The organism is uncultured Streptomyces sp. (assembly GCF_947488945.1).
GTDB lineage: Bacteria > Actinomycetota > Actinomycetes > Streptomycetales > Streptomycetaceae > Streptomyces.
Map to the genome: position 1 here is coordinate 167,842 of NZ_CANLBS010000011.1, position 18,085 is coordinate 185,926.

18 protein-coding genes and 1 pseudogene are annotated in these 18,085 nt (G+C 73.0%); 11 read left to right on the forward strand and 8 right to left on the reverse strand.

The genetic code is table 11. The features are described 5' to 3' along the window. Positions 1 to 188 precede the first annotated feature (188 nt). A complete protein-coding gene (locus Q0994_RS19425; RefSeq protein WP_299536541.1) occupies positions 189 to 938 on the forward strand; it encodes a DsbA family oxidoreductase in 750 nt (249 codons plus the stop codon). Between the two features lie 130 nt (positions 939 to 1,068). Here Q0994_RS19425 and Q0994_RS19430 read toward each other — a convergent pair whose 3' ends face one another. The 4 genes from Q0994_RS19430 to Q0994_RS19445 form a co-directional block, all read right to left on the reverse strand. Then, positions 1,069 to 3,117, reverse strand: a complete 2,049-nt coding sequence (locus Q0994_RS19430; protein ID WP_299536543.1) for a glycogen debranching N-terminal domain-containing protein — start codon at positions 3,115 to 3,117, stop codon at positions 1,069 to 1,071. Then, entirely contained in the window at positions 3,114 to 4,613 is a 1,500-nt protein-coding gene (locus tag Q0994_RS19435) for an MGH1-like glycoside hydrolase domain-containing protein (protein ID WP_299536545.1), read from the reverse strand. Before Q0994_RS19435 ends, Q0994_RS19430 begins: the two co-directional genes overlap by 4 nt. Further along, entirely contained in the window at positions 4,610 to 5,410 is an 801-nt protein-coding gene (locus Q0994_RS19440) for a sugar phosphate isomerase/epimerase family protein (protein WP_299536548.1), read from the reverse strand. The genes Q0994_RS19435 and Q0994_RS19440 overlap by 4 nt, the downstream gene beginning before the upstream one ends. A 213-nt stretch (positions 5,411 to 5,623) precedes the next feature. Further along, positions 5,624 to 6,670 (reverse strand): zinc-binding alcohol dehydrogenase, encoded by a 1,047-nt coding sequence (locus tag Q0994_RS19445; protein ID WP_299536551.1) that lies wholly within the window; start codon positions 6,668 to 6,670, stop codon positions 5,624 to 5,626. A gap of 134 nt (positions 6,671 to 6,804) precedes the next feature. Here Q0994_RS19445 and Q0994_RS19450 point away from each other — a divergent pair, with 134 nt between their 5' ends. The 8 genes and pseudogenes from Q0994_RS19450 (at position 6,805) to Q0994_RS19485 (ending at position 14,242) form a co-directional block, all read left to right on the forward strand. After that, the gene (locus Q0994_RS19450; protein ID WP_299536554.1) at positions 6,805 to 8,211 is read left to right on the forward strand and encodes an ABC transporter substrate-binding protein; all 1,407 of its coding nucleotides are present in this window, start codon (positions 6,805 to 6,807) and stop codon (positions 8,209 to 8,211) included. 35 nt (positions 8,212 to 8,246) lie between these two features. Next, complete coding sequence (locus Q0994_RS19455) at positions 8,247 to 9,227, forward strand: carbohydrate ABC transporter permease (RefSeq protein WP_299536556.1); 981 nt, start codon at positions 8,247 to 8,249, stop codon at positions 9,225 to 9,227. A 77-nt stretch (positions 9,228 to 9,304) separates the two neighbouring features. Beyond that, positions 9,305 to 10,171 (forward strand): carbohydrate ABC transporter permease, encoded by an 867-nt coding sequence (locus Q0994_RS19460; protein ID WP_299536785.1) that lies wholly within the window; start codon positions 9,305 to 9,307, stop codon positions 10,169 to 10,171. Positions 10,172 to 10,232: 61 nt separating this feature from the next. Next, positions 10,233 to 11,441 carry an ROK family transcriptional regulator gene (locus Q0994_RS19465; RefSeq protein WP_299536558.1) on the forward strand — a complete coding sequence of 403 codons (1,209 nt, stop codon included), beginning with the start codon at positions 10,233 to 10,235 and terminating at the stop codon, positions 11,439 to 11,441. A gap of 32 nt (positions 11,442 to 11,473) precedes the next feature. Continuing rightward, positions 11,474 to 12,394: a Gfo/Idh/MocA family protein gene (locus Q0994_RS19470; RefSeq protein ID WP_299536560.1), complete on the forward strand. Its 921-nt coding sequence runs from the start codon at positions 11,474 to 11,476 to the stop codon at positions 12,392 to 12,394. A 130-nt stretch (positions 12,395 to 12,524) separates the two neighbouring features. Then, positions 12,525 to 12,653 (forward strand): hypothetical protein, encoded by a 129-nt coding sequence (locus Q0994_RS19475; protein ID WP_299536562.1) that lies wholly within the window; start codon positions 12,525 to 12,527, stop codon positions 12,651 to 12,653. A gap of 99 nt (positions 12,654 to 12,752) precedes the next feature. Then, a complete protein-coding gene (locus Q0994_RS19480) occupies positions 12,753 to 13,814 on the forward strand; it encodes an aminotransferase class V-fold PLP-dependent enzyme (protein WP_299536565.1) in 1,062 nt (353 codons plus the stop codon). Positions 13,815 to 13,878: 64 nt separating this feature from the next. Then, positions 13,879 to 14,242: pseudogene (locus Q0994_RS19485) on the forward strand (VOC family protein). A gap of 44 nt (positions 14,243 to 14,286) precedes the next feature. On the opposite strand, the gene Q0994_RS19490 reads toward Q0994_RS19485, so the two are convergent. The 4 genes from Q0994_RS19490 to Q0994_RS19505 form a co-directional block, all read right to left on the reverse strand. After that, complete coding sequence (locus Q0994_RS19490) at positions 14,287 to 15,318, reverse strand: VOC family protein (protein ID WP_299536570.1); 1,032 nt, start codon at positions 15,316 to 15,318, stop codon at positions 14,287 to 14,289. A 129-nt stretch (positions 15,319 to 15,447) separates the two neighbouring features. Continuing rightward, complete coding sequence (locus Q0994_RS19495) at positions 15,448 to 15,660, reverse strand: DUF397 domain-containing protein (RefSeq protein WP_299536572.1); 213 nt, start codon at positions 15,658 to 15,660, stop codon at positions 15,448 to 15,450. A 255-nt stretch (positions 15,661 to 15,915) separates the two neighbouring features. Continuing rightward, on the reverse strand, positions 15,916 to 16,128 hold the full coding sequence (locus Q0994_RS19500; RefSeq protein ID WP_299536574.1) for a DUF397 domain-containing protein: 213 nt from the start codon (positions 16,126 to 16,128) through the stop codon (positions 15,916 to 15,918). Next, positions 16,125 to 16,964 carry a helix-turn-helix transcriptional regulator gene (locus Q0994_RS19505; RefSeq protein WP_299536788.1) on the reverse strand — a complete coding sequence of 280 codons (840 nt, stop codon included), beginning with the start codon at positions 16,962 to 16,964 and terminating at the stop codon, positions 16,125 to 16,127. The genes Q0994_RS19500 and Q0994_RS19505 overlap by 4 nt, the downstream gene beginning before the upstream one ends. 95 nt (positions 16,965 to 17,059) lie before the next feature. Between Q0994_RS19505 and Q0994_RS19510 the strand changes: the two genes are divergently transcribed. Both Q0994_RS19510 and Q0994_RS19515 read left to right on the forward strand, forming a co-directional pair. After that, positions 17,060 to 17,290, forward strand: a complete 231-nt coding sequence (locus Q0994_RS19510) for a hypothetical protein (protein WP_299536577.1) — start codon at positions 17,060 to 17,062, stop codon at positions 17,288 to 17,290. Between the two features lie 156 nt (positions 17,291 to 17,446). Continuing rightward, the gene (locus Q0994_RS19515; RefSeq protein ID WP_299536579.1) at positions 17,447 to 17,953 is read left to right on the forward strand and encodes an NUDIX domain-containing protein; all 507 of its coding nucleotides are present in this window, start codon (positions 17,447 to 17,449) and stop codon (positions 17,951 to 17,953) included. The last annotated feature ends 132 nt before the right edge of the window (positions 17,954 to 18,085 follow it).

The following is an 18,085-nucleotide window of genomic DNA, read 5'->3' on the forward strand; positions in this document are numbered from 1 at the left end:
GGAGACGCCTTCCCCGTCGCGGGACGGTCGGCGCACGACGAGGCAAGGATGCCGGGCCGGGGCCCTCGCCCACCCCGCGGGCGGCTCCCGCCTGCGGGAATGGCCGCGTGCCCGTCCGTGTTGTCCCTCTGGCGCGGGATCTCCGCGCGGGACGTCACGAGGGTTCGTGAGAGCTGGGAGAAGACTGCATGCGCGTCGAGATTTGGTCGGACATAGCCTGTCCCTGGTGCTACATCGGTAAGGCGCGCTTCGAGAAGGCTCTCGCCGAGTTCCCGCACCGGGAGCAGGTCGAGGTCGTGCACCGGTCCTTCGAGCTGGACCCCGGGCGGGCCAAGGGGGACACCGCGCTGGTGGTCGACATGCTCGCGCAGAAGTACGGCCGCAGCCACGAGGAAGTCGTGGCGATGGAGGGCAACGTCGCCGCCAACGCGCGGGCGGAGGGCCTCGGTTACCGCAGCGAGGGGCGCGACCACGGCTCCACCTTCGACATCCACCGGTTGCTGCACCTGGCGAAGGCGCGCGGCCTCCAGGACGAACTGCTGACCCTCGCCTACAGGGCCAACTTCGCCGAGGAGCGGTCCGTCTACGACGACGCGGTGCTGGTCGAGCTGGCGGTCGAGGCCGGGCTCGACGGCGACGAGGCGCGTGCGGTGCTCGCCGACCCGAAGGCGTACGCGGACGACGTGCGGGCCGACGAGCGGGAGGCGGCCGAGCTGGGTGCCAACGCCGTGCCCTTCTTCGTCCTCGACCGCCGCTACGGCATCTCCGGAGGCCAGCCCTCCGAGACCTTCGCCCAGGCGCTGGAACAGGCGTGGAAGGACCACCGGCCGGCCGGCCTCACGCCCGTCGGCGGCGACGCGGCTGCCTGCGACGCGGACGGCGCCTGCGAGGTCCCGCAGCCCGGTTCGGCCGCCGTCCCCGGTGCCGCCACCGTCTGAGGCACCCGGTCCGGGCCCGGTGCGGCCGGTGACCGGACCGTGACAGGACCAAGGAGAACGCCGGAGACACACGGAGGGGGCGGGTGGCCGAAGCCACCCGCCCCCTCCGCTCGTTCCCGGTGCCGGGGCGCTACGCGCCCGCCCCGCCGTGGTCCGGGGCCGGGATCGCCCCCGCTCCCGTCGGCGCCACGGCCCCCGTCCCCGTCCCCGCCCCCGTCTCCCGGAGCGCGGTGAGGATCGCCAGCGGGGTCGCCGCCGCCCAGGCCTGCGGGGAGCAGGAGTGCGGGTAGGGGACCGGGCGCGGATGGTCGGCGCGGCCGTAGCCGGCCATCACCTCGGGCAGCCGGTCGCCGTGGTGGCCGGCCGCGTCCAGCAGGCCGCGCGCGACCGTCCGGACCTCGTCGGCGAGGCCCGCCCGCGCCAGGCCGAGCACGACCACCGCGTTGTCGTGCGGCCAGCAGGTGCCCCGGTGGTAGGAGAGCGGGTGGTAGCCCGGCTGCCCCGCGGCCAGGGTGCGGATCGCCCAGCCCGAGAAGAAGTCGGGCTCCAGCAGACGCCGGCCGACCCGGCGGGCGCGGTCCTCGTCGAGGATGCCCGACCAGAGCAGGTGGCCCGCGTCGGAGGCGAGCGAGTCGACCTGCCGCCCCTTCCCGTCCAGCGCCAGCGCCGGGAAGTCGGGACCGGTCATCCAGAAGTCCCGCAGGAACCTCTCCCGCAGGTCGGCCGCCGCCGTGTCCAGCTCGTCGGCCCAGCGGCCGTCGCCCCACACCGCGCGGGCCAGCCGCGCGGTGCGGACCAGGGCGTCGTACGCGTACCCCTGGGCCTCGGCGACCGCGATCGGGCCCTCGGCCTGGGTGCCGTCGAGGAAGCAGATCGCGCCCTCGGAGTCCTTCCAGTTCTGGTTGACCAGACCGCCCGGGTCCGGGGTGTAGACCAGGTAGCCGCGGTCGGACAGGCCGCCGTCCCGGAACATCCACTCCACCGCCGCCCGCGCCGGCGCCTCCAGACGCGCGGCCGGCGCGGTGTCGCCGGTGGCCAGGGTGTAGCCGTCCAGCAGGACCAGGAAGAGCGGGGTCGCGTCCACCGAGCCGTAGTAACGGCCGTACGGGACCTGGCGGAAGCGGGCCAGTTCGCCGTGGCGGATCTCGTGCACGATGCGGCCCGGCTGCTCGCCGCGGAACGCGTCGTACCCGGTGCCCCGGGTCGCGGCGAGCGCGCCGAGGGTCGCCGCCGCCAGCTCGGGGCGGTAGGGGAGCGCGAAGTGCGAGGTGAGCAGGGCGTCCCGGCCGAACAGGGTCAGGAACCACGGCACGCCGGCCGCCGGTACCCGCAGCTCCTCACCGTCCGGGCCGGGTGCCGGTACCCGCAGCGCCGCCAGGTCGCGGAGCCCGCGCGCGCAGGCGGCGGCGAGCCCGTCCGGGGCGTCGGCCGGCAGCGGCAGCGCGCCGGTGGGTGACGTCGGCGCTCCCGTGAACGCGTCGGTGTCCGCCGCGAGTTCGGCCGCCGCTTCGGCCGGACCGGCCGGCGCGACGGCCCTCGGAGCGCCGTGCGGCTGGGCGGACACCGTCAGCAGGAGTTCGGCCGTCCCCTGGGCGGGTACGTCCAGCCGCCACACCAACTGCCGTGCGGTGTCGCGCCCTTCGACGATGACCACCTCGGCAGGGGCAGGGGTCGCGGCCACCGTCGTCCGCGACAGCCAGTCGCCGCGCTCGTACCGGAAGGCGACCCCGTCGGGTGTGGCCGTAGCGGTGCGACGGGCGTCGTCCTTGTCGTAACTCCGGCGGTCCGAACGGAGTTCGAACTGGTCGGCGAAGTCCGCGTCCACGGTGAGGGTGACCACGGCCAAGACCGGCGTGTCGCGGTTGGTGACCAGCCGGATCCGTTCGGTCAGGCAGCCGTCACCCAGGGCCTGTTCGCGGAAGACCGTGTAGGCGGGCGGCTCGTCGCGGGTGCCCGGCGGGGTCAGCACGCTCTGCGCGACCAGCTCGCCGGTGGCAGGTACCAGCACGCCGGGCGCCGAACCGTCCACGCTCAGAGCCCAGTTGCTCAGGTGGCGGGCGTCCCGGCGGAACAGGCCGTCCGGGGACGCGCCCCGGCGGCCGGTGATCCCGCCGTCCGCGCCGAGCACGGCGAAGGTGCCGGACCGGACCAGGGTCGGTCCCGAGGAGGTGTCGCTCACGCGTGCACCCCGATCCGGATGTCCGCCGCCCGCTCGTCGGCCCCGGCCGTCCCGTCCGGCACCGTGCCGTCGTCCCGAGCCGCCCGGACCGCGGAGGTGTCCTCGTCCGCCCGCTCGCCCAGCCCAGCCCGCTCGCTCTGCCCAGTCCGCTCGCTCTGCGCCGCGACCAGCAGGTCCAGCGTCAGCGCCGCCGTCCAGCCGAAGTCACGGGTGCCGCGCGCCTGCGCGGTGAACGGGTCCACGTACTCGGCGAAGTCGCTGCCGACCGCCGCCGTCAGCATCGCCGCGCGCAGCAGGTCGGCCGCGGCGGAACGTCCGTACTGCCGCAGCCCCCGCTCCAGCAGCCAGTTGGTGTTGAACCAGGCGGGGCCGCGCCAGTAGCGGGACGGGTCGAAGACCGGGCCCTCGACGTCGTACGACGGGACCATCGACGCCTCGCCCAGCCGGAAGGAGGGGCCCTCGGCCGTGGCGAGCAGGGCGTCCACGATCTCCGCCGGCAGGCCGGGGACGATCAGCGGGATCAGCCCGGCGACACTGCGCTCGGGGATCAGCTCGCCGCCCACCAGGTCGCGGCAGAGGAACATGCCGTGCTCCGGCGACCAGAGCCGCCGCACCAGGGCGTCGGTGAGGCGCGCGGCCCGCTCCTCGTGCGGGGCCGGGTCGGCGCCCGTCTCGGCGGCGATGCGGGCCAGCGCGTGCTCCGACACGATCAGCAGCGCGTTGACGCAGGGGTCCTCGACGGCGAAGGCGTGGTGGACGCCCCGGTCGGCGTAGCCGCCGTCCCGGTAGTCGGAGGCCAGCCGCACGTACCGGCCGTAGTCCAGGTCGGTGGGGCGTTCGGAGGGCTGCCCGTGGTCGAGGTCGGCGCGGCGGTACGAACCGGCGGCGGCCGGTTCCACGCGCCGGAGCGGCGCGTCCCAGCACGGGCTGTTGTCCATGCCCGGCTCCCACGGGTGGATCATCGCGGCGAGCCCGCCGCCGCCCAGGTCGCGGGGGCCCGTCAGGTAGTCGTGCCACGCGGCGAGGCGCCCGTACACCCGGGGCAGGAAGCCGCGGCGGCGGGAGGCCTCCGGGTCGGAGAGGTGCACCAGCCAGGCGGCCAGGGCGTGCACCGGGGGCTGCACGATCCCGGAGGTCTCGGTGCCCGCCGGGGACCCGGCCGCCGCTCCGGCGCCGGAGGAGCGCCAGAAGTCGGGGCTCGGGAAGTACGCGTCGTGCGGCACCGCCCGGTTGAAGACGATGTGCGGCACCCGGCCGTCCGCCCACTGGGCGTGCAGCAGTGTCTCCAGCTCGCGCTGGGCGCGGCGCACCGACAGGTGGCGCAGGCCGATCGCGATGAAGGCGGAGTCCCAGCTCCACTGGTGCGGGTACAGCCCGCGCGACGGGACGGTGGAGCCGCCCGTCCAGTTGGTGAGCAGGACCCGCGCCGCGCCGCGCCGGAGCGTCAGGTCCCCGGCGGCGGCGGGCGCGGGGGTCTCGACGAGGAGCGGGGTCACGCGCCCGACCTCCGCAGGAACGCCGGGATCGAGCGGACGGCCTCGACCGGATCGCCGGTCAGCCGGCACTCGGCGGCGAGGTAGCCGTCGAAGCCGATGGTGTGCAGCGCGCCGAGCCACGCAGGCCAGTCCAGGTGGCCCGCCCCCGGCTGGAACCGGTTGGAGTCGCTGACCTGCGCGTGGCCGATGTACGGGGCCGCCGCGAGGATGGCGGCCGACGGGTCGGCCTCCTCGATGTTCATGTGGTAGCTGTCGATGCCGATCCGGACCGAGTCCAGGCCGACCGTGCGCAGCAGGTCGACGGCCTGGTCCAGGCGGTTGACCATGTGGTCCTCGTACCGGTTCAGCGGCTCCAGGTAGAGGGTCACGCCCTCCTTGCGGGCGTGCTCGCCGAGTTCGGTCAGGCCCCGCAGCAGCACCTCGCGGTCCTGCTCCTCGGTGCGCGGCGGCTCGAACGGGGGCAGCCGGCGGGAGAACATGCCGTAGGAGGCCGGGGTCTGCACACCCAGCGCGCCGATCTCCGCCGCCACGCTGAGCTGCGACTTCATCTGCTCCAGCGCGTCCTTGCGCAGGCTTTCGTCGAAGGCCGCGAAGAAGTGCGGCATGTCGACGCAGACGGTGGGCATGACGACGCCGTCGGCGAGCGCCCGCTTCAGTTCGGGCAGGCGGTCGCGGAAGTGGAAGTCGCCCCGCGAGCGCAGCTCGACGGCGTCGAAGCCGGCGTCCTGGGCGAACGCCCATTTCTCCTGGAGGGTGTCACCGGGGAGGAGCTGTTCCTGGCAGGCGGTCTTCAGCATGGAGGGGCCTTTCGGCGGCTGCCGGGCAGCGCGCGGAGGAGGGACGGTGCGTGGTGGGGGCGGCGGGCGTGTGGAGCGGTGGTGCGTGGGGGCGGCGGTGCGTGGGGAGCGGCGGCCGGACGTGACCGGGGCGGCGGGGCCGGGCGCGGTCCTGGCTGCGGACCGCGCCCGCGGTGCCCGCCGGGGACTCCCCGCGGTGCCCGCCGGGAACTCTCAGAACTCCAGGACGACCTGGAGGGCGTCGGCCGGGCGCTCGTCCAGCAGGACGTAGGCGTCGGCGGCGTCGGCCACCGGCACCACGTGGCTGACCAGCGACTCCACGTCGACCAGGCCCTCCGCGACCAGCGAGAGGAAGGTCTGCTGGAGCCGCTCGACGGTCCACCGCCCGGCGAGCTGCGGGGGCACTCCGCCTATCTGGGAGCAGATGAGCTGGACCCGGTTGTGGTGGAACTCGTCGCCGAGGCGCAGGCCCGCCCCGTCGCCCTGGTAGAAGCCGGAGGCCACCACCCGGCCGCCGACGGTGACCGAGCGGACGGCCTCGTGCAGGGCGGGGTACACGCCGCTGATCTCGATGGCGATGTCGGCGCCGAGGCCGCCGGTGGCCTCCCGGACGCGCTCGGCGACGTCGTCGGTGCGGGCGTTCAGGGTGGAGCGCGCACCGTAGGAGCGGGCGGTCTCCAGGCGGCCGTCGAGGGCGTCGACGGCGGTGACGCGGGCGCCGTTGAGCTGCGCCAGGCGGGTGGTGAGCAGGCCGATGACGCCCTGGCCGAAGACGGCGACCTCCTCGCCGAGGTGGATGTCGGCGGCCAGCACCGCGTTGTACGCGATCGCGCCGACCCGGGCGAAGGCGCCCGCCAGCGGTTCGAGTCCGGCCGGGAGGGTGTGCCCCACCATGCGTTCGGCCGGAACGATTCCCTCGCTGCGGTGACCCCAGATCCCCCACACCAAATCGCCCTTTTCGGGCATTCCGGGAAGGTTTACCAATTCAGGTGAGACCTCGGTCACTTCGCCGACCTCGGAATACCCCCAGCCGGCCACCGGGTATGCGATGCCCGCCGCGCCGTCGCGGAAGATCCGGGCCTCGGCGTCCCAGGTGCGCGTCAGGTACGGGTTGGTGCCGCGGTAGGCCGTGAGTTCGGTGCCCGCGGAGATGCCCGAGTAGCGGGTGCGGACCCGGAGATGGCCCGCCGGCAGGGCGGCGCTCTCGTGCTCGGCGACTTCGACCTGACGAGGGCCGGTGAACTGGACGACGCGTTCCACGGGGTCTCCGATGGTGCTGGGAGGGTGACTGCTGCTGACTTAGGTCGAAGATATCTCAGAGTTATGTCTTGTCAATAAGCAAAAGTGATGCTGAGATGCGTCATGAAAGTGCGTAAGTGGCGTGAGGACACAGCATGGTGATGAAGACCCGACGGTCGAGGGCGACCCTGTTCGGGCTCGCCGCGACCCTGGGAGCCGGACTGCTCGCGGGCTGCTCCGGCGGCTCGGGCGGCGAGCAGAAGGCGGACAACCGGATCACGGTCTGGTCGCAGGAGAACCTGGCGCCGCGGATGGCGGCGACCAAGAAGGTCGTCGCACGGTTCGAGAAGGAGACCGGGGTCCAGGTCGACCTCGTCGGCGTGGACGAGGCCCAGCTCCCGCAGCTGATCATGTCGGCCGCCGCCGCGGGCGACCTGCCCGACGTGATCGGCGCCGTCCCCATGGGCCAGGTCTGGCAGATGTACGGCAGCGGGCTCCTCGACACGAAGACCGCCGGCCGGATCGTCGACGACCTGGACGCGGGCACCTTCAACGCCAACGCGCTGTCGCTGACCAAGGACGGCGGCACCACCCTCGCCGTCCCCTCCGACGCCTGGCTCCAGCTCCTCGTCTACCGCAAGGACCTCTTCGCCAAGGCCGGACTCGACGCCCCGGACAGCTACGCGGCCGCCCTGAAGGCCGCCAGGACCCTCGACAAGGGCGGGGTGGACGGCATCTCGCTCGCCACCGACCCCTCGGACGTCTTCACCCAGCAGAGCTTCGAGGACCTCGCCCTCGCCAACGGCTGCGAACTGGTCGACGACGCCGGCGAGCCCGCCCTCGACTCCGCCGCCTGCCGCACCGCCTTCGCCGCCTACGACGAACTGGCCCGCGAGCACGGCGCCCCCGGCACCCAGACGGTGGACTCCACCCGCGCCACCTACTTCTCCGGCAAGTCCTCCATGATGGTCTGGTCCTCCTTCCTCCTCGACGAGCTGGCCGGCCTGCGTTCCGACGCGCTGCCGAGCTGCGAGGAGTGCAAGGGCGACCCGGACTTCCTGGCCGACAACACCGGCATCGTCACCTCCCTCCAGGGCCCCGACGGCAAGGAACCCGCCCAGTTCGGCGAGATCACCTCCTGGGCGGTCACCAAGACCGCCGAGACCGGGGCCTCCGCGAAGTTCATCGAGTACATGATGGGCAAGGGGTACGAGGACTGGTTCGGCATGGCCCCCGAGGGCAAGATCCCGGTCCGCACCGGCACCCCCGCCGACCCCGACGCCTTCCAGCAGGCCTGGCGCTCCAGCGTCATGGGCGTCGACAAGCGCGAGTCGATGCGCACGGCGTACCCGGTCGGACTCCTCGACCAGCTCGTCACCGGCGTCGGTGACATGAAGCGGTGGGGCCTCACCCAGGGCCAGGGCACCCTCGTCGGCGCCACCAACGGCGAACTGCCCGTCGCCAAGGCCATCGGCTCGATGACCAGCGGCCAGCTCTCGCCCGACGAGGCCGCGAAGGAAGCCGACGACGAAGTGGCCGCCCTCCAGAAGTCCCTCCAGTAGCCGAACGGCCGCACACCCCCCCGAGGAACCGACCCATGAGTACGAACCCCAGCGGCGCGACGGAGCGCCGCAGCAGGCCGCGGACCAGCAGCAGCCGGGAGAACCGCGCGGGCCTCGCCTTCGTGACCCCGACCTTCTTGGTCGTCCTGGTCGTGGTGATCCTGCCGATCCTGTGGACCGTCCTGCTCGCCTTCCAGAACGCCAAGCTCGTCGACATCCAGGAGAACGGCCTTCTCGGCAACTGGACCCTGGACAACTTCCGGCAGGTCTTCGGCTCGCCCGGCTTCTGGAGCAGCCTCGGCACCACGCTGCTCTACACCGTCGGCGCCACCGCGGGCTCCATCGTCCTCGGCCTGATCGCCGCCCTCGCGCTGCGCAAGCCGTTCAAGGGGCGCGGCATCCTGCGCGCCTCGATGCTGCTGCCGTACGTCGCCCCGGTCGTCGCGGTCTCCTTCGTCTGGGAGGTGGCGCTCAGCCCCCAGTACGGCATCGTCAACGAGTGGGGCAGCAGGTTCCTCGGCTGGGACGACCCGATCGCGTTCCTCTCCACCCGCTCCTACGAAGTCAGCCTGCTCGGCGCCCACTTCGACATCCCGCTGGCGCTGCTCACCGTCATCGCCTTCGAGTCCTGGCGCTACTTCCCGTTCGCCTTCCTCTTCATGCTCGCCCGCCTCCAGGCGGTCCCGGCCAGCCTGGAGGAGGCCGCAGAGGTCGACGGGGCCACCATCTCCCAGCGCTTCCGCCACATCCTGATGCCGCAGATGATGCCCGTCATCGCCCTGCTGTCGGTGCTGCGCTTCATCATGACGTTCAACAAGTTCGACGACATCTACCTGCTGACCGGCGGCGGTTCGGGCACCGACGTCGTCGCGGTCCGCGTCTACGACTTCCTCACCTCCCGCTTCGACGTCGGCGCGGCCTCCGCCCAGGCACTGATCCTCGCCGTCGTCCTCATGGTCCTGCTGGGCCTCTACTTCACGTTCTTCGGCAAGAAGGTCCAGGAGGAGTCGGCATGACCCACGCCCCGTCCGTGACACGGCCGCCCGCCCCCGGCGCCACCCCCGCCGGCGCCCCCGCCCGGCCGAAGGCGCGTATGAGCCGCGCCCAGTTCGAGGAACGGTTCTTCGGAGTCGTCCGCCGACTCGTGATCCTCTTCCTCGCCGTGATCACGATCGTGCCCTTCTACTACATGCTGATGCTGTCGGTGAAGCCCATCGACTCGCTGCTGGTGGACCCTGGCAACCTCTGGGTCTCCGCGAAGGACTTCACCCTCGACACCTACCGCAGCGTCCTGAAGTCCACCGCCGACGGCGGCCAGGGCTTCCTCGGGATGCTCGCCAACTCGGCGCTGGTGGCCCTCGCCACCGTCCTGCTCACCCTGGCCGCCGCCGTTCCCGGCGCGTACGCGGTCAGCCGGCTGAAGTTCTTCGGCGGCCGGCACGTCAGCGCGCTGTTCCTCGCCGTCTACCTCTTCCCGGCGACCCTGCTCGCCGTCCCGCTCTTCGTGATGTTCGCGAAGATGGGACTCTCCGGCAGCCTCGTCGGCCTCGCCATCGTCTACATCGCGCAGACGGTGCCGGTCTCCATCTACATGATGAAGAACTACTTCGTCACCATCCCCTTCTCCATCGAGGAGGCCGCCGCCATCGACGGCGCCACCCGGCTGCAGACCGTGCGCAAGGTGATCCTGCCGCTCGCCCTGCCCACCCTGATGGCGACCGGACTGTACGTCTTCATGATCGCCTGGAACGAGTTCCTGTTCGCGCTGCTGTTCCTGGCCGCCGACCCCGACAAGTGGACCGTCTCGCTCGGCCTCCAGCAGCTCGCCAACGGCATCGAGGTCTCCAAGACCGTTCTGATGGCCGGTTCGGTGGTTCTCACCATCCCCGTGGTACTCCTGTTCTTCGCCTCCGAACGGCTCCTCACCGAGGGACTGACCAGCGGCGCGGACAAGGGCTGACACCGGATCAGCGGCGGCCGGGCCCATGGGGGGCGCGGACGGACGGGACGAGGACGGGACGATGGCAGGAAACCAGGCGAGCGCGGGACATCTGCTGCGCCTCATCCGCAGCGGCGAGGCCACCACGCGCGGCGAGCTCCAGCAGGCCACCGGCCTCTCCCGTTCGACCGTCGGCCACCGCCTCGACCAGCTCTTCGGGGCCGGCTGGCTGCGCGGTGCGGCGGGCACCTCCACCGGCGGACGCCCGTCCGCCCGGCTGGAGTTCGACCCCACCCACGCCGTCGTCCTGGCCGCCGACCTGGAGACCCGGCACGGCCGCGCCGCCGTCCTCGACCTGGCGGGCGAGGTGCTCGCCGAGCACACCGGCGAACTCGTCATCGCGGACGGCCCCGACGCCGTCCTCGACCGGCTCGCCCGCTGGTTCGGACCGCTGCTCGCCGAGGCGGGCACCACCCCGGACCGGATCTGCGGCGTCGGCCTCTCCGTGCCGGGCCCCGTCGACTGGGCGAGCGCCCAGGTCGTGCAGCCGCCGATCATGCCCGGCTGGGACCGCTTCCCCGTACGCGAGCGGCTGCGCGCCGCCTTCGCCGAACACGTCGGCCCGACCGGACCGGACCCGCTGCCCGTCTACGTCGACAACGACGCCAACCTGATGGCCCTCGCCGAACAGCGCGCCCACCACGCCGACTGCGGCGCCTTCGTCCTCGTGAAGGCGTCCACCGGCATCGGCGCCGGTGTGGTCGTCGGCGGCGAGATGTACCGGGGCATCGACGGCGGGTCCGGCGACATCGGCCACATCCGCCTGCACGACCGGTCCGACGCCCTGTGCATGTGCGGGTCCTACGGCTGCCTCGCCGCCGTCGCCAGCGGCCGTGCCATCGCCGAACAGCTCACCGCCGCCGGCGTCCCCACCGCCTCCGGCTCCGACGTGCGCCGCCACCTCGCGGCCGGCCAGCCGGACGCCGTACGGCTCGCCCGCGCGGCCGGGCAGCGCGTCGGCGAGGTGCTCGTCACCGTGGTGACCCTGCTCAATCCGGGCGTGCTGATGCTCGGCGGCGACCTGGCCGGCACCCCGTTCCTCACCGGCGTACGCGAACTCCTCTACCAGCGGGCCATGCCCCGCACCACCGCCAACCTCCAGGTGGTCACCTCCGCCCTCGGCGACCGCGCCGCCCTCGCCGGGGCCGCCGTCATGGTCGTCGAGCGCCTCTACGACCCCGACCGGGCCGACGCCCGCCTCGCCGCGCTCGCCCGCTCCGCGGCCGGCTGACCCCGCACCCCGCACACCCGATGGAGAGCACCATGTCCCACCCCCCGGCCACTGCCGCCATCCCCTCCGGCGACCGGCCGCACCCGCCGGTCCGCGTCGGCCTGGTCGGAGCGGGACCGTGGGCCCGCACCATGCACGCCCGGATGCTGGCGGCCGGGCCCGAGACCACACTGACCGGCGTCTGGGCCCGCCGCCCCGAGGCCGCCGCCGAGGTCGCCGGCGCCTACGGAGCCCGGACGGCAAGCTCCTTCGAGGAACTCCTCGACGGCTGCGAAGCCGTCGCCTTCGCCGTACCGCCGGCCGTGCAGGCCCCGCTCGCCGTCCGCGCGGCGAAGGCGGGCAAGGCCCTGCTGCTGGAGAAGCCCCTCGGCGCGGACCTGGACGCCGCCCGGACCGTCGCCGACGCCGTCGCCGAACACGGAGTGGTCTCCCAACTCGTCCTCACCAAGCGCTACCACCCGGCGACCCGCGCCTTCCTCGCGGAGGCGGCCGGCCGCGAGTTCACCGGTGCCCGCTCCTGCTACCTCCACGGCGCCTTCCTCGGCGGCGAGTTCGCCACCTCCTGGCGGCTGGAGCACGGCGCGCTGCTCGACCTCGGCCCGCACCTGCTGGACCTGCTGGACAGCGCCGTCGCCCCGATCGTCTCGGTGCGCGGCACCGGCGACCCCCGGCGCTGGATCGAGCTGACCTGCGAGCACGAGAACGGCGCGGTCAGCCAGGCGTCCCTGTCCGGGAGCGTCAAGCTCCCCGCGGCCCGGACCCGCGTCGAACTCTTCGGCGCGGGCGACGAGTTGGTCTACGACACCGCCGGCATCGACCACGAGGAGTGCTGGCCGGTGCTCCGCCGCGAGTTCGCCGGGGCCGTCCGGACCGGGACCGGCACCGGAATCGACGCCGCGCGCGGTCTGCGCCTCCAGCAACTCCTGGACCAGGCACGGCCGGAGGGCTTCTGACGGCCGTGCACCCGAAGCCGTCGGGGCACGCGTCATCCGGCGCAGGGCGGGCACACGCACCGTAGGCCCGACGAACGGCCACCCCCCGTGGCCACCCCCTCGAACCCCCGGGCCCCCGAGGAGAATTGCGATGAGTACCTTCGCGGCGGCATTCGACAACAACGACCCGATCGGCACGGTGGTGATCCTCCTCATCGGAGTCGCCACCCTCGTCACCATGGCGGTGCGCGGACTGCGCAGGCGGAGCGGCAAGATGTGACACCGCGTCGGGGGCCACGGGTCCCGGGCCACGGGTCCCACGGGGCGCACCGGCCGATCGCGTGTTGACCCCCTGCCGGACACGGCACACGCTGGGACCATGGAGATCTCCACGCTCAGCAAGCTGGCGGCCGCCGAATTCGGGCCGAAGACCACCTACCTCAACACGGCGAGCTGCGGGCTGCTGCCCCGCCGGACCGTCGAGGCGGTGAAGGACCTCGTCGACGAGAACTTCGACGGCACCCGGACGGGCGCGGGCAGCTACGAGACGGTGGACGTGGTGCGGGCGGCCTTCGGCCGGATCGTCGGCGTCGGAGCGGACCGGGTCGCCACCGGCGGATCGGTGGCCCTGCACGTCGGGCTGATCGCGGCCTCGCTGGAGCCCGGCTCCGAAGTCCTGCTGCCCGAGGGCGATTTCAGCTCCCTCGTCACCCCCTTCGCGCACCGCGCCGACCTGCGGACGCGGTACGTCCCGCTGGCGGACCTGGCCGACGCCGTCCGCCCCGGCACCGCGCTGGTCGCCTTCTCCGTCGTGCAGTCCGCCGACGGCCGGGTCGCCGACGCCGCAGGCGTCCGGGAGGCCGCCGCGACGCACGGCGCCCGCACCCTGGTCGACGCGACCCAGGCGGCGGGCTGGCTGCCGTTCGACGCGGGCGCGTACGACTACACCGTCACCGGCGGGTTCAAGTTCCTGGTCTGCCCGCGCGGTACGTCGTTCCTCACCGTCGCAGGGGAGGCGCAGCCGACGCTGCCCGCGATCTTCCCCGGCTGGGTCGCGGGCGCCGACCGCGACGGCGGCACCTACGGCCCTGTCACACCCCTCTCGGCGTCCGCCCGCGCCTACGACGAGGCGCCCGCCTTCCTCGCCTACCACGGGGCCGAACGCTCCCTGGCGCTGATCGAGGAGGCGGGTACCGACGCCCTCCACGCCCACGCCACCGGCCTCGCGGCCCAGCTGCGGGAGGGCCTGGCCGGCCTCGGACACGAGACGGTGCCCGGGGAGTCGGCAATCGTCGCGGTGCCGGGGCTGGGAGACCGGGCGCGGGAGCTGGAACGGGCCGCAATCGTGGTGTCCGCCCGCGCCGGCAACCTCCGCCTCGCCTTCCACCTCTACAACACGCAGGCCGACGTGGACCGGGTGCTGGACGTCCTCGGCGGGTGAGGGCCGGGCAACCGGAACGGCCGTGTGCCTGGCCCGTCCGGCGAGGCACTGGCAGGACGGCGGCATGGAACGTGTGCATGGCACCGGTGGACACCTTCACGCGGGCGGCGGACCCGGCGGGCCTGGCCGCCCGGTACCGCGACCGTCTGGGCCTGGACACCGACGAGCACGGCCTGTGGCGGCAGGAGGCCGGCCCGACGGTGTTCGCGGCCTTCGAGTCCGGGACCGACCACTTAGGGTCCTGGACCCAGCAGACCATGCTCACCTTCCGCGTCCGCGATCTGGACGCCGTGCTCGTCCAACTGCGCTCCGGGGGAGCGGACGTGGCCGGAGAGATCCAGGACATGGAGGGTGTGGGACGACTCGTCGTCGTGGGCATCGTCGCGGTGGTCGCGCTGGCGTACGGAGTGGTGGCGGCCGGCGCGTAGCCGCCCTCTCCCCGGGCCGGGCGCGGGTGGAGCGCGAACGCCCGCTACGACCCCGCCCGTTCCCCCTCGCCGAGCGGCGCGCCGTGCCACTTCCACGAGGTCACCCGGTCGCGGCCCGGCAGGTCGGCCCGGCCGGTGGACCAGAGGAGGACGGTCCAGCGGTCGGCGTCGGCGGGGGCGTCCGGGAACAGCCGGGCCAGCACCCGGTCGCAGAGAGCGGCGGGCGGTGTCCAGTCGACGCCCAGCCCCTGCGCGATGTCGTGGGCGTGCACCAGCGTCTCCACGATGCCCATGGCGGCGAAGCCCTCGGGATCGGACACGCCGTACGAGTGGTAGGCGCGCACCTTGGGGGAGACCGTGCGCACCATCGCCGACAGCAGGGCCCCGCTCGCCTCCAGCGTCTGGAGCAGACCGGCCGGGCCGGCCTCCGGGTCGGCGGAGACGGCGTTCCACGGTCCGCCCTCCCGGTCGGGCGCCCAGCGGTAGGGGACTTCGCCGCCCAGCGGGGGCCTGCGCGGGGCGAGTTGGACCGCGTAGGCGAAGAGGTCGTCGCCGAGGTGTTCGGCGGTCTCCCAGCAGGTCCACTCCAGCGTTCCGGCCGGCCGCCGCCAGCCGTCCGCCGGGGCCTGTCCGAACGCGTCCACCGCGAGGTGGACCGCCAGGTCCACGTCGTCGGCGGTGACCGGCGGGCGCGCTCCGGTCAGGACGGCGCGCTCCGCCGCCGAAAGCTCCACGCAGAACTCGTTGCCCTCAAGATCCGCGAGGGTCGCCCAACCGCGTCCGTCGGGCTTGCGGTGGTCGGCGACGAGGGTCGCGCCGAGGGCGAGCAGCCGCTCGACCTCCTCGTCGCGGGTCCGGTCGCCGGGGCTGATGTCGAGGTGGATGCGGTTCTTGGTGCGCTTGGACTCGGGCACGGTGACGAACAGCAGGGCCGCCCCGTCGGTGGTCACCGACGCCTCGGGATCGCCGGGGAAGTCGTCGTCCGCCAGCGACGAGCCGAGCACCTCGGCCCAGAAGCGGGCGAGTTGGTAGGCGTCGGCGCAGTCGACGGTGATGTGTCGTACGAGGGAGGTCATGGCCCCACCCTGACCGGTCGGCGGACCCCGGGTCCAGCGGTTTGCCGTCGCGGGGCCCCATGAGCCCTGCCGCATCTCCACCGGGAAACAACGGGGCCCATGGCGTGGTGCGGCGGGCGCGCGCCACGGTCACACGGTGAACTCTCCGGACTTGACGCCCGCGACGAAGGACGCGAACGCGGTGGCGGGGAAGGCGAGCACGGGGCCGCCGGGGTTCTTGGAGTCGCGGACGGGGACCACGCCGCTGTCGGCGGCCACAGCGGGTGCCCACTCCACGCAGGAACCGCCGTTGTCGCTGTAGGAGGACTTGATCCAGAGGGGGGAGGGGGGATCGGTCGTCATGGGGTGCCCTTTCGTACCTGATGAATCACGGTCACAGAAGTCCACCGGGACGGAGCTGCTCGCTGCAACTGAGAGTAGGGCGTGGGGTGGAGGGCCGGAAACCCCACCGCTCGACGCGGGGTCAGGGTGTGCCGCCGCCCGCCCCGCCGCCCCGTCCCGACCCACTCCGGCCGCACGACAGAGCGGGCCCCGCTGCACATTCCCTCGGGAAGTGCAGCGGGGCCCTTAGCGTGGTGCGGCGGGCGCGCGCCACGGTCACACGGTGAACTCTCCGGACTTGACGCCCGCGACGAAGGACGCGAACGCGGTGGCGGGGAAGGCGAGCACGGGGCCGCCGGGGTTCTTGGAGTCGCGGACGGGGACCACGCCGCTGTCGGCGGCCAGGGCGGGCGCCCACTCCACGCAGGTACCGCCGTTGTCGCTGTAGGAGGACTTGATCCAGAGGGAAGAGGGGGAATCGGTCGTCACGGGGTGCCCTTTCGTACCTCGTTGATCATGGCCACGGATGCCTCCTGGGAGAGGGCCACGGTTTGCAGTTGATGGTAGGCCCTGATCAGCGGCAGTACGGAGGTGAGCTCTCTGTCCAGTTGTCCACTGGTCTCGGACTCGACGTATGAAAGCACCGAACGATCGGACAGAGTGAGCAGGTTGACCACTCGATTGAAGGGGCGGAGTTCCCCCAGGGTGTAGGGGGTCACCTGCAACACGGTGTGCGGCAGCTGGGCGAACTCGACCAGGTGGGTTAACTGCCGGTCCATGACGTCAGGCCCTCCGACCGGCCGCCGGATGCAGCTTTCGTCCAGCACGACGATCATGACCGGCGGGACGCGGCGCACCAGCGCGGCCTGCCGCGTGGTCAGGAACTCGACCCGCTCCGCCGCCTGCTCCGGGGTGATGGTCCCACGCTTCACGTGGCCGTTTCCCAGCGCCGCCGCATATTCCGGGATTTGGAGTAGTCCGGGGATCACTCCGACTTCGAACAGACGGATCTCCGCCGCCCGCGCCTCGTGCCCCACGTACTCGGGAAAGCCCTCCAGCAGGCTGCCGTTGCGCAGCTCGCCCCAGGCGCGTTCGAACGAATCCGGCGTGTCGATGAGGCCCAGGGTGGTGTCCAGGCTCCGCGAAAAGCGACGCGTTGGAGGCTTGAGACCAGTTTCCACGGCGGAGATGTGTCTGCCCGAGTAGCCGATCTGCGTGCCGAGTTCGTTCTGCGTCCAGCCCCGTGCTTCCCGCGACGTGCGCAGACGGGCGCCGAAAGCTGCAGCCGGCCCCGCCTCCGGGTTCAGTTCCTTGCGGTTTACCAATGTGCTCTTCACTACGAGCACGTTGAGGACAGAGGCGACTGTAGGTCACGCTGTGCCCCCTTCGTAGCGGAATGACTACAGAGAGGTGACCACGCATGGTCACGCCATCCCTCCCACGGCTGGGAGCTGTTGTGGTGGACGCCGGCGTGCAGGGGCGCATCGGAGAGTTCCGGGGCGTCTCCGGCCCCTACTGGTCCCTGCGCCCCCTCGGCGGGGGACGCGAGTGGGAGGCCGAGCCGGCCATAGTGCGACCTGCCACCCCCGAGGAACGTATGCGCGCCGGAGTGGCGCGGGACAACGCGCGCAGCCGGGGGGCACGGCTGTGAGCGGGACGTGTAGCCGTATGCCCGTCGCGTGCCCGGAGTGCCGTGCGTTCGACCGGGCCGAGCGTCGTGCCGAACTGGACGGCGACCACAGCCGCGCCACGGACCAGCGCGTGCTGCGCCGTCGTCACCAGGCCGAGGCGCATCCGGGGGGCGGCCATGGCGCACGTTGACTTCGTCGTTCCGCTCCCGCGCCGGGTCGGGGCGCTGGTCCTGGTCCGTGATCCGGGCGGCGCCGTGCTCATGGTGAAGCCGGCGCACGGGGCGTGGCGGTTGCCCGGCGGCAGCGCGTGCGGCGACGAGTCGGTCCCGGAGGCAGCGACGCGCGAACTGCGGGAGCAGACCGGCCTCCGGTGCGTTCTTCGCCGTTACTTCGTGCTGGACCATGTGCGTGCCGACTTCGGGAGCCGCGAACCCTGTGGGCTGCACGTCGTCCGCGACGGCGGTGTCGTCTGCGCCACGGACGCCGCCCGCGTACGGATTCCCGAGGCCGCGACGGACGACGTGTCCGGCCTCCGCCGGGTGCCCGTGGACCAGCTCCACTCGCTGTGTCCCCTGCACCAGGAAGGGCGCATCCGCCAGGCCGTGGACGCGAGCGACCGGGGCTTCGGGCTGCCACTGCTGGTGGACGGCGCACCCTTCGCGCACGCGGGCCGGTCCGGCTGACGCCGAGGCCCGCCCGATCACCCCCGCCGTGGGACGGCGGTGATCGGGCGGGTCACCACTCCCCGTCTCCTCCCTCGCGCCACGCCGTCCGCGCGTACGGGGCCAACTCTGTTCCTTCTCCGACCGGTTCGG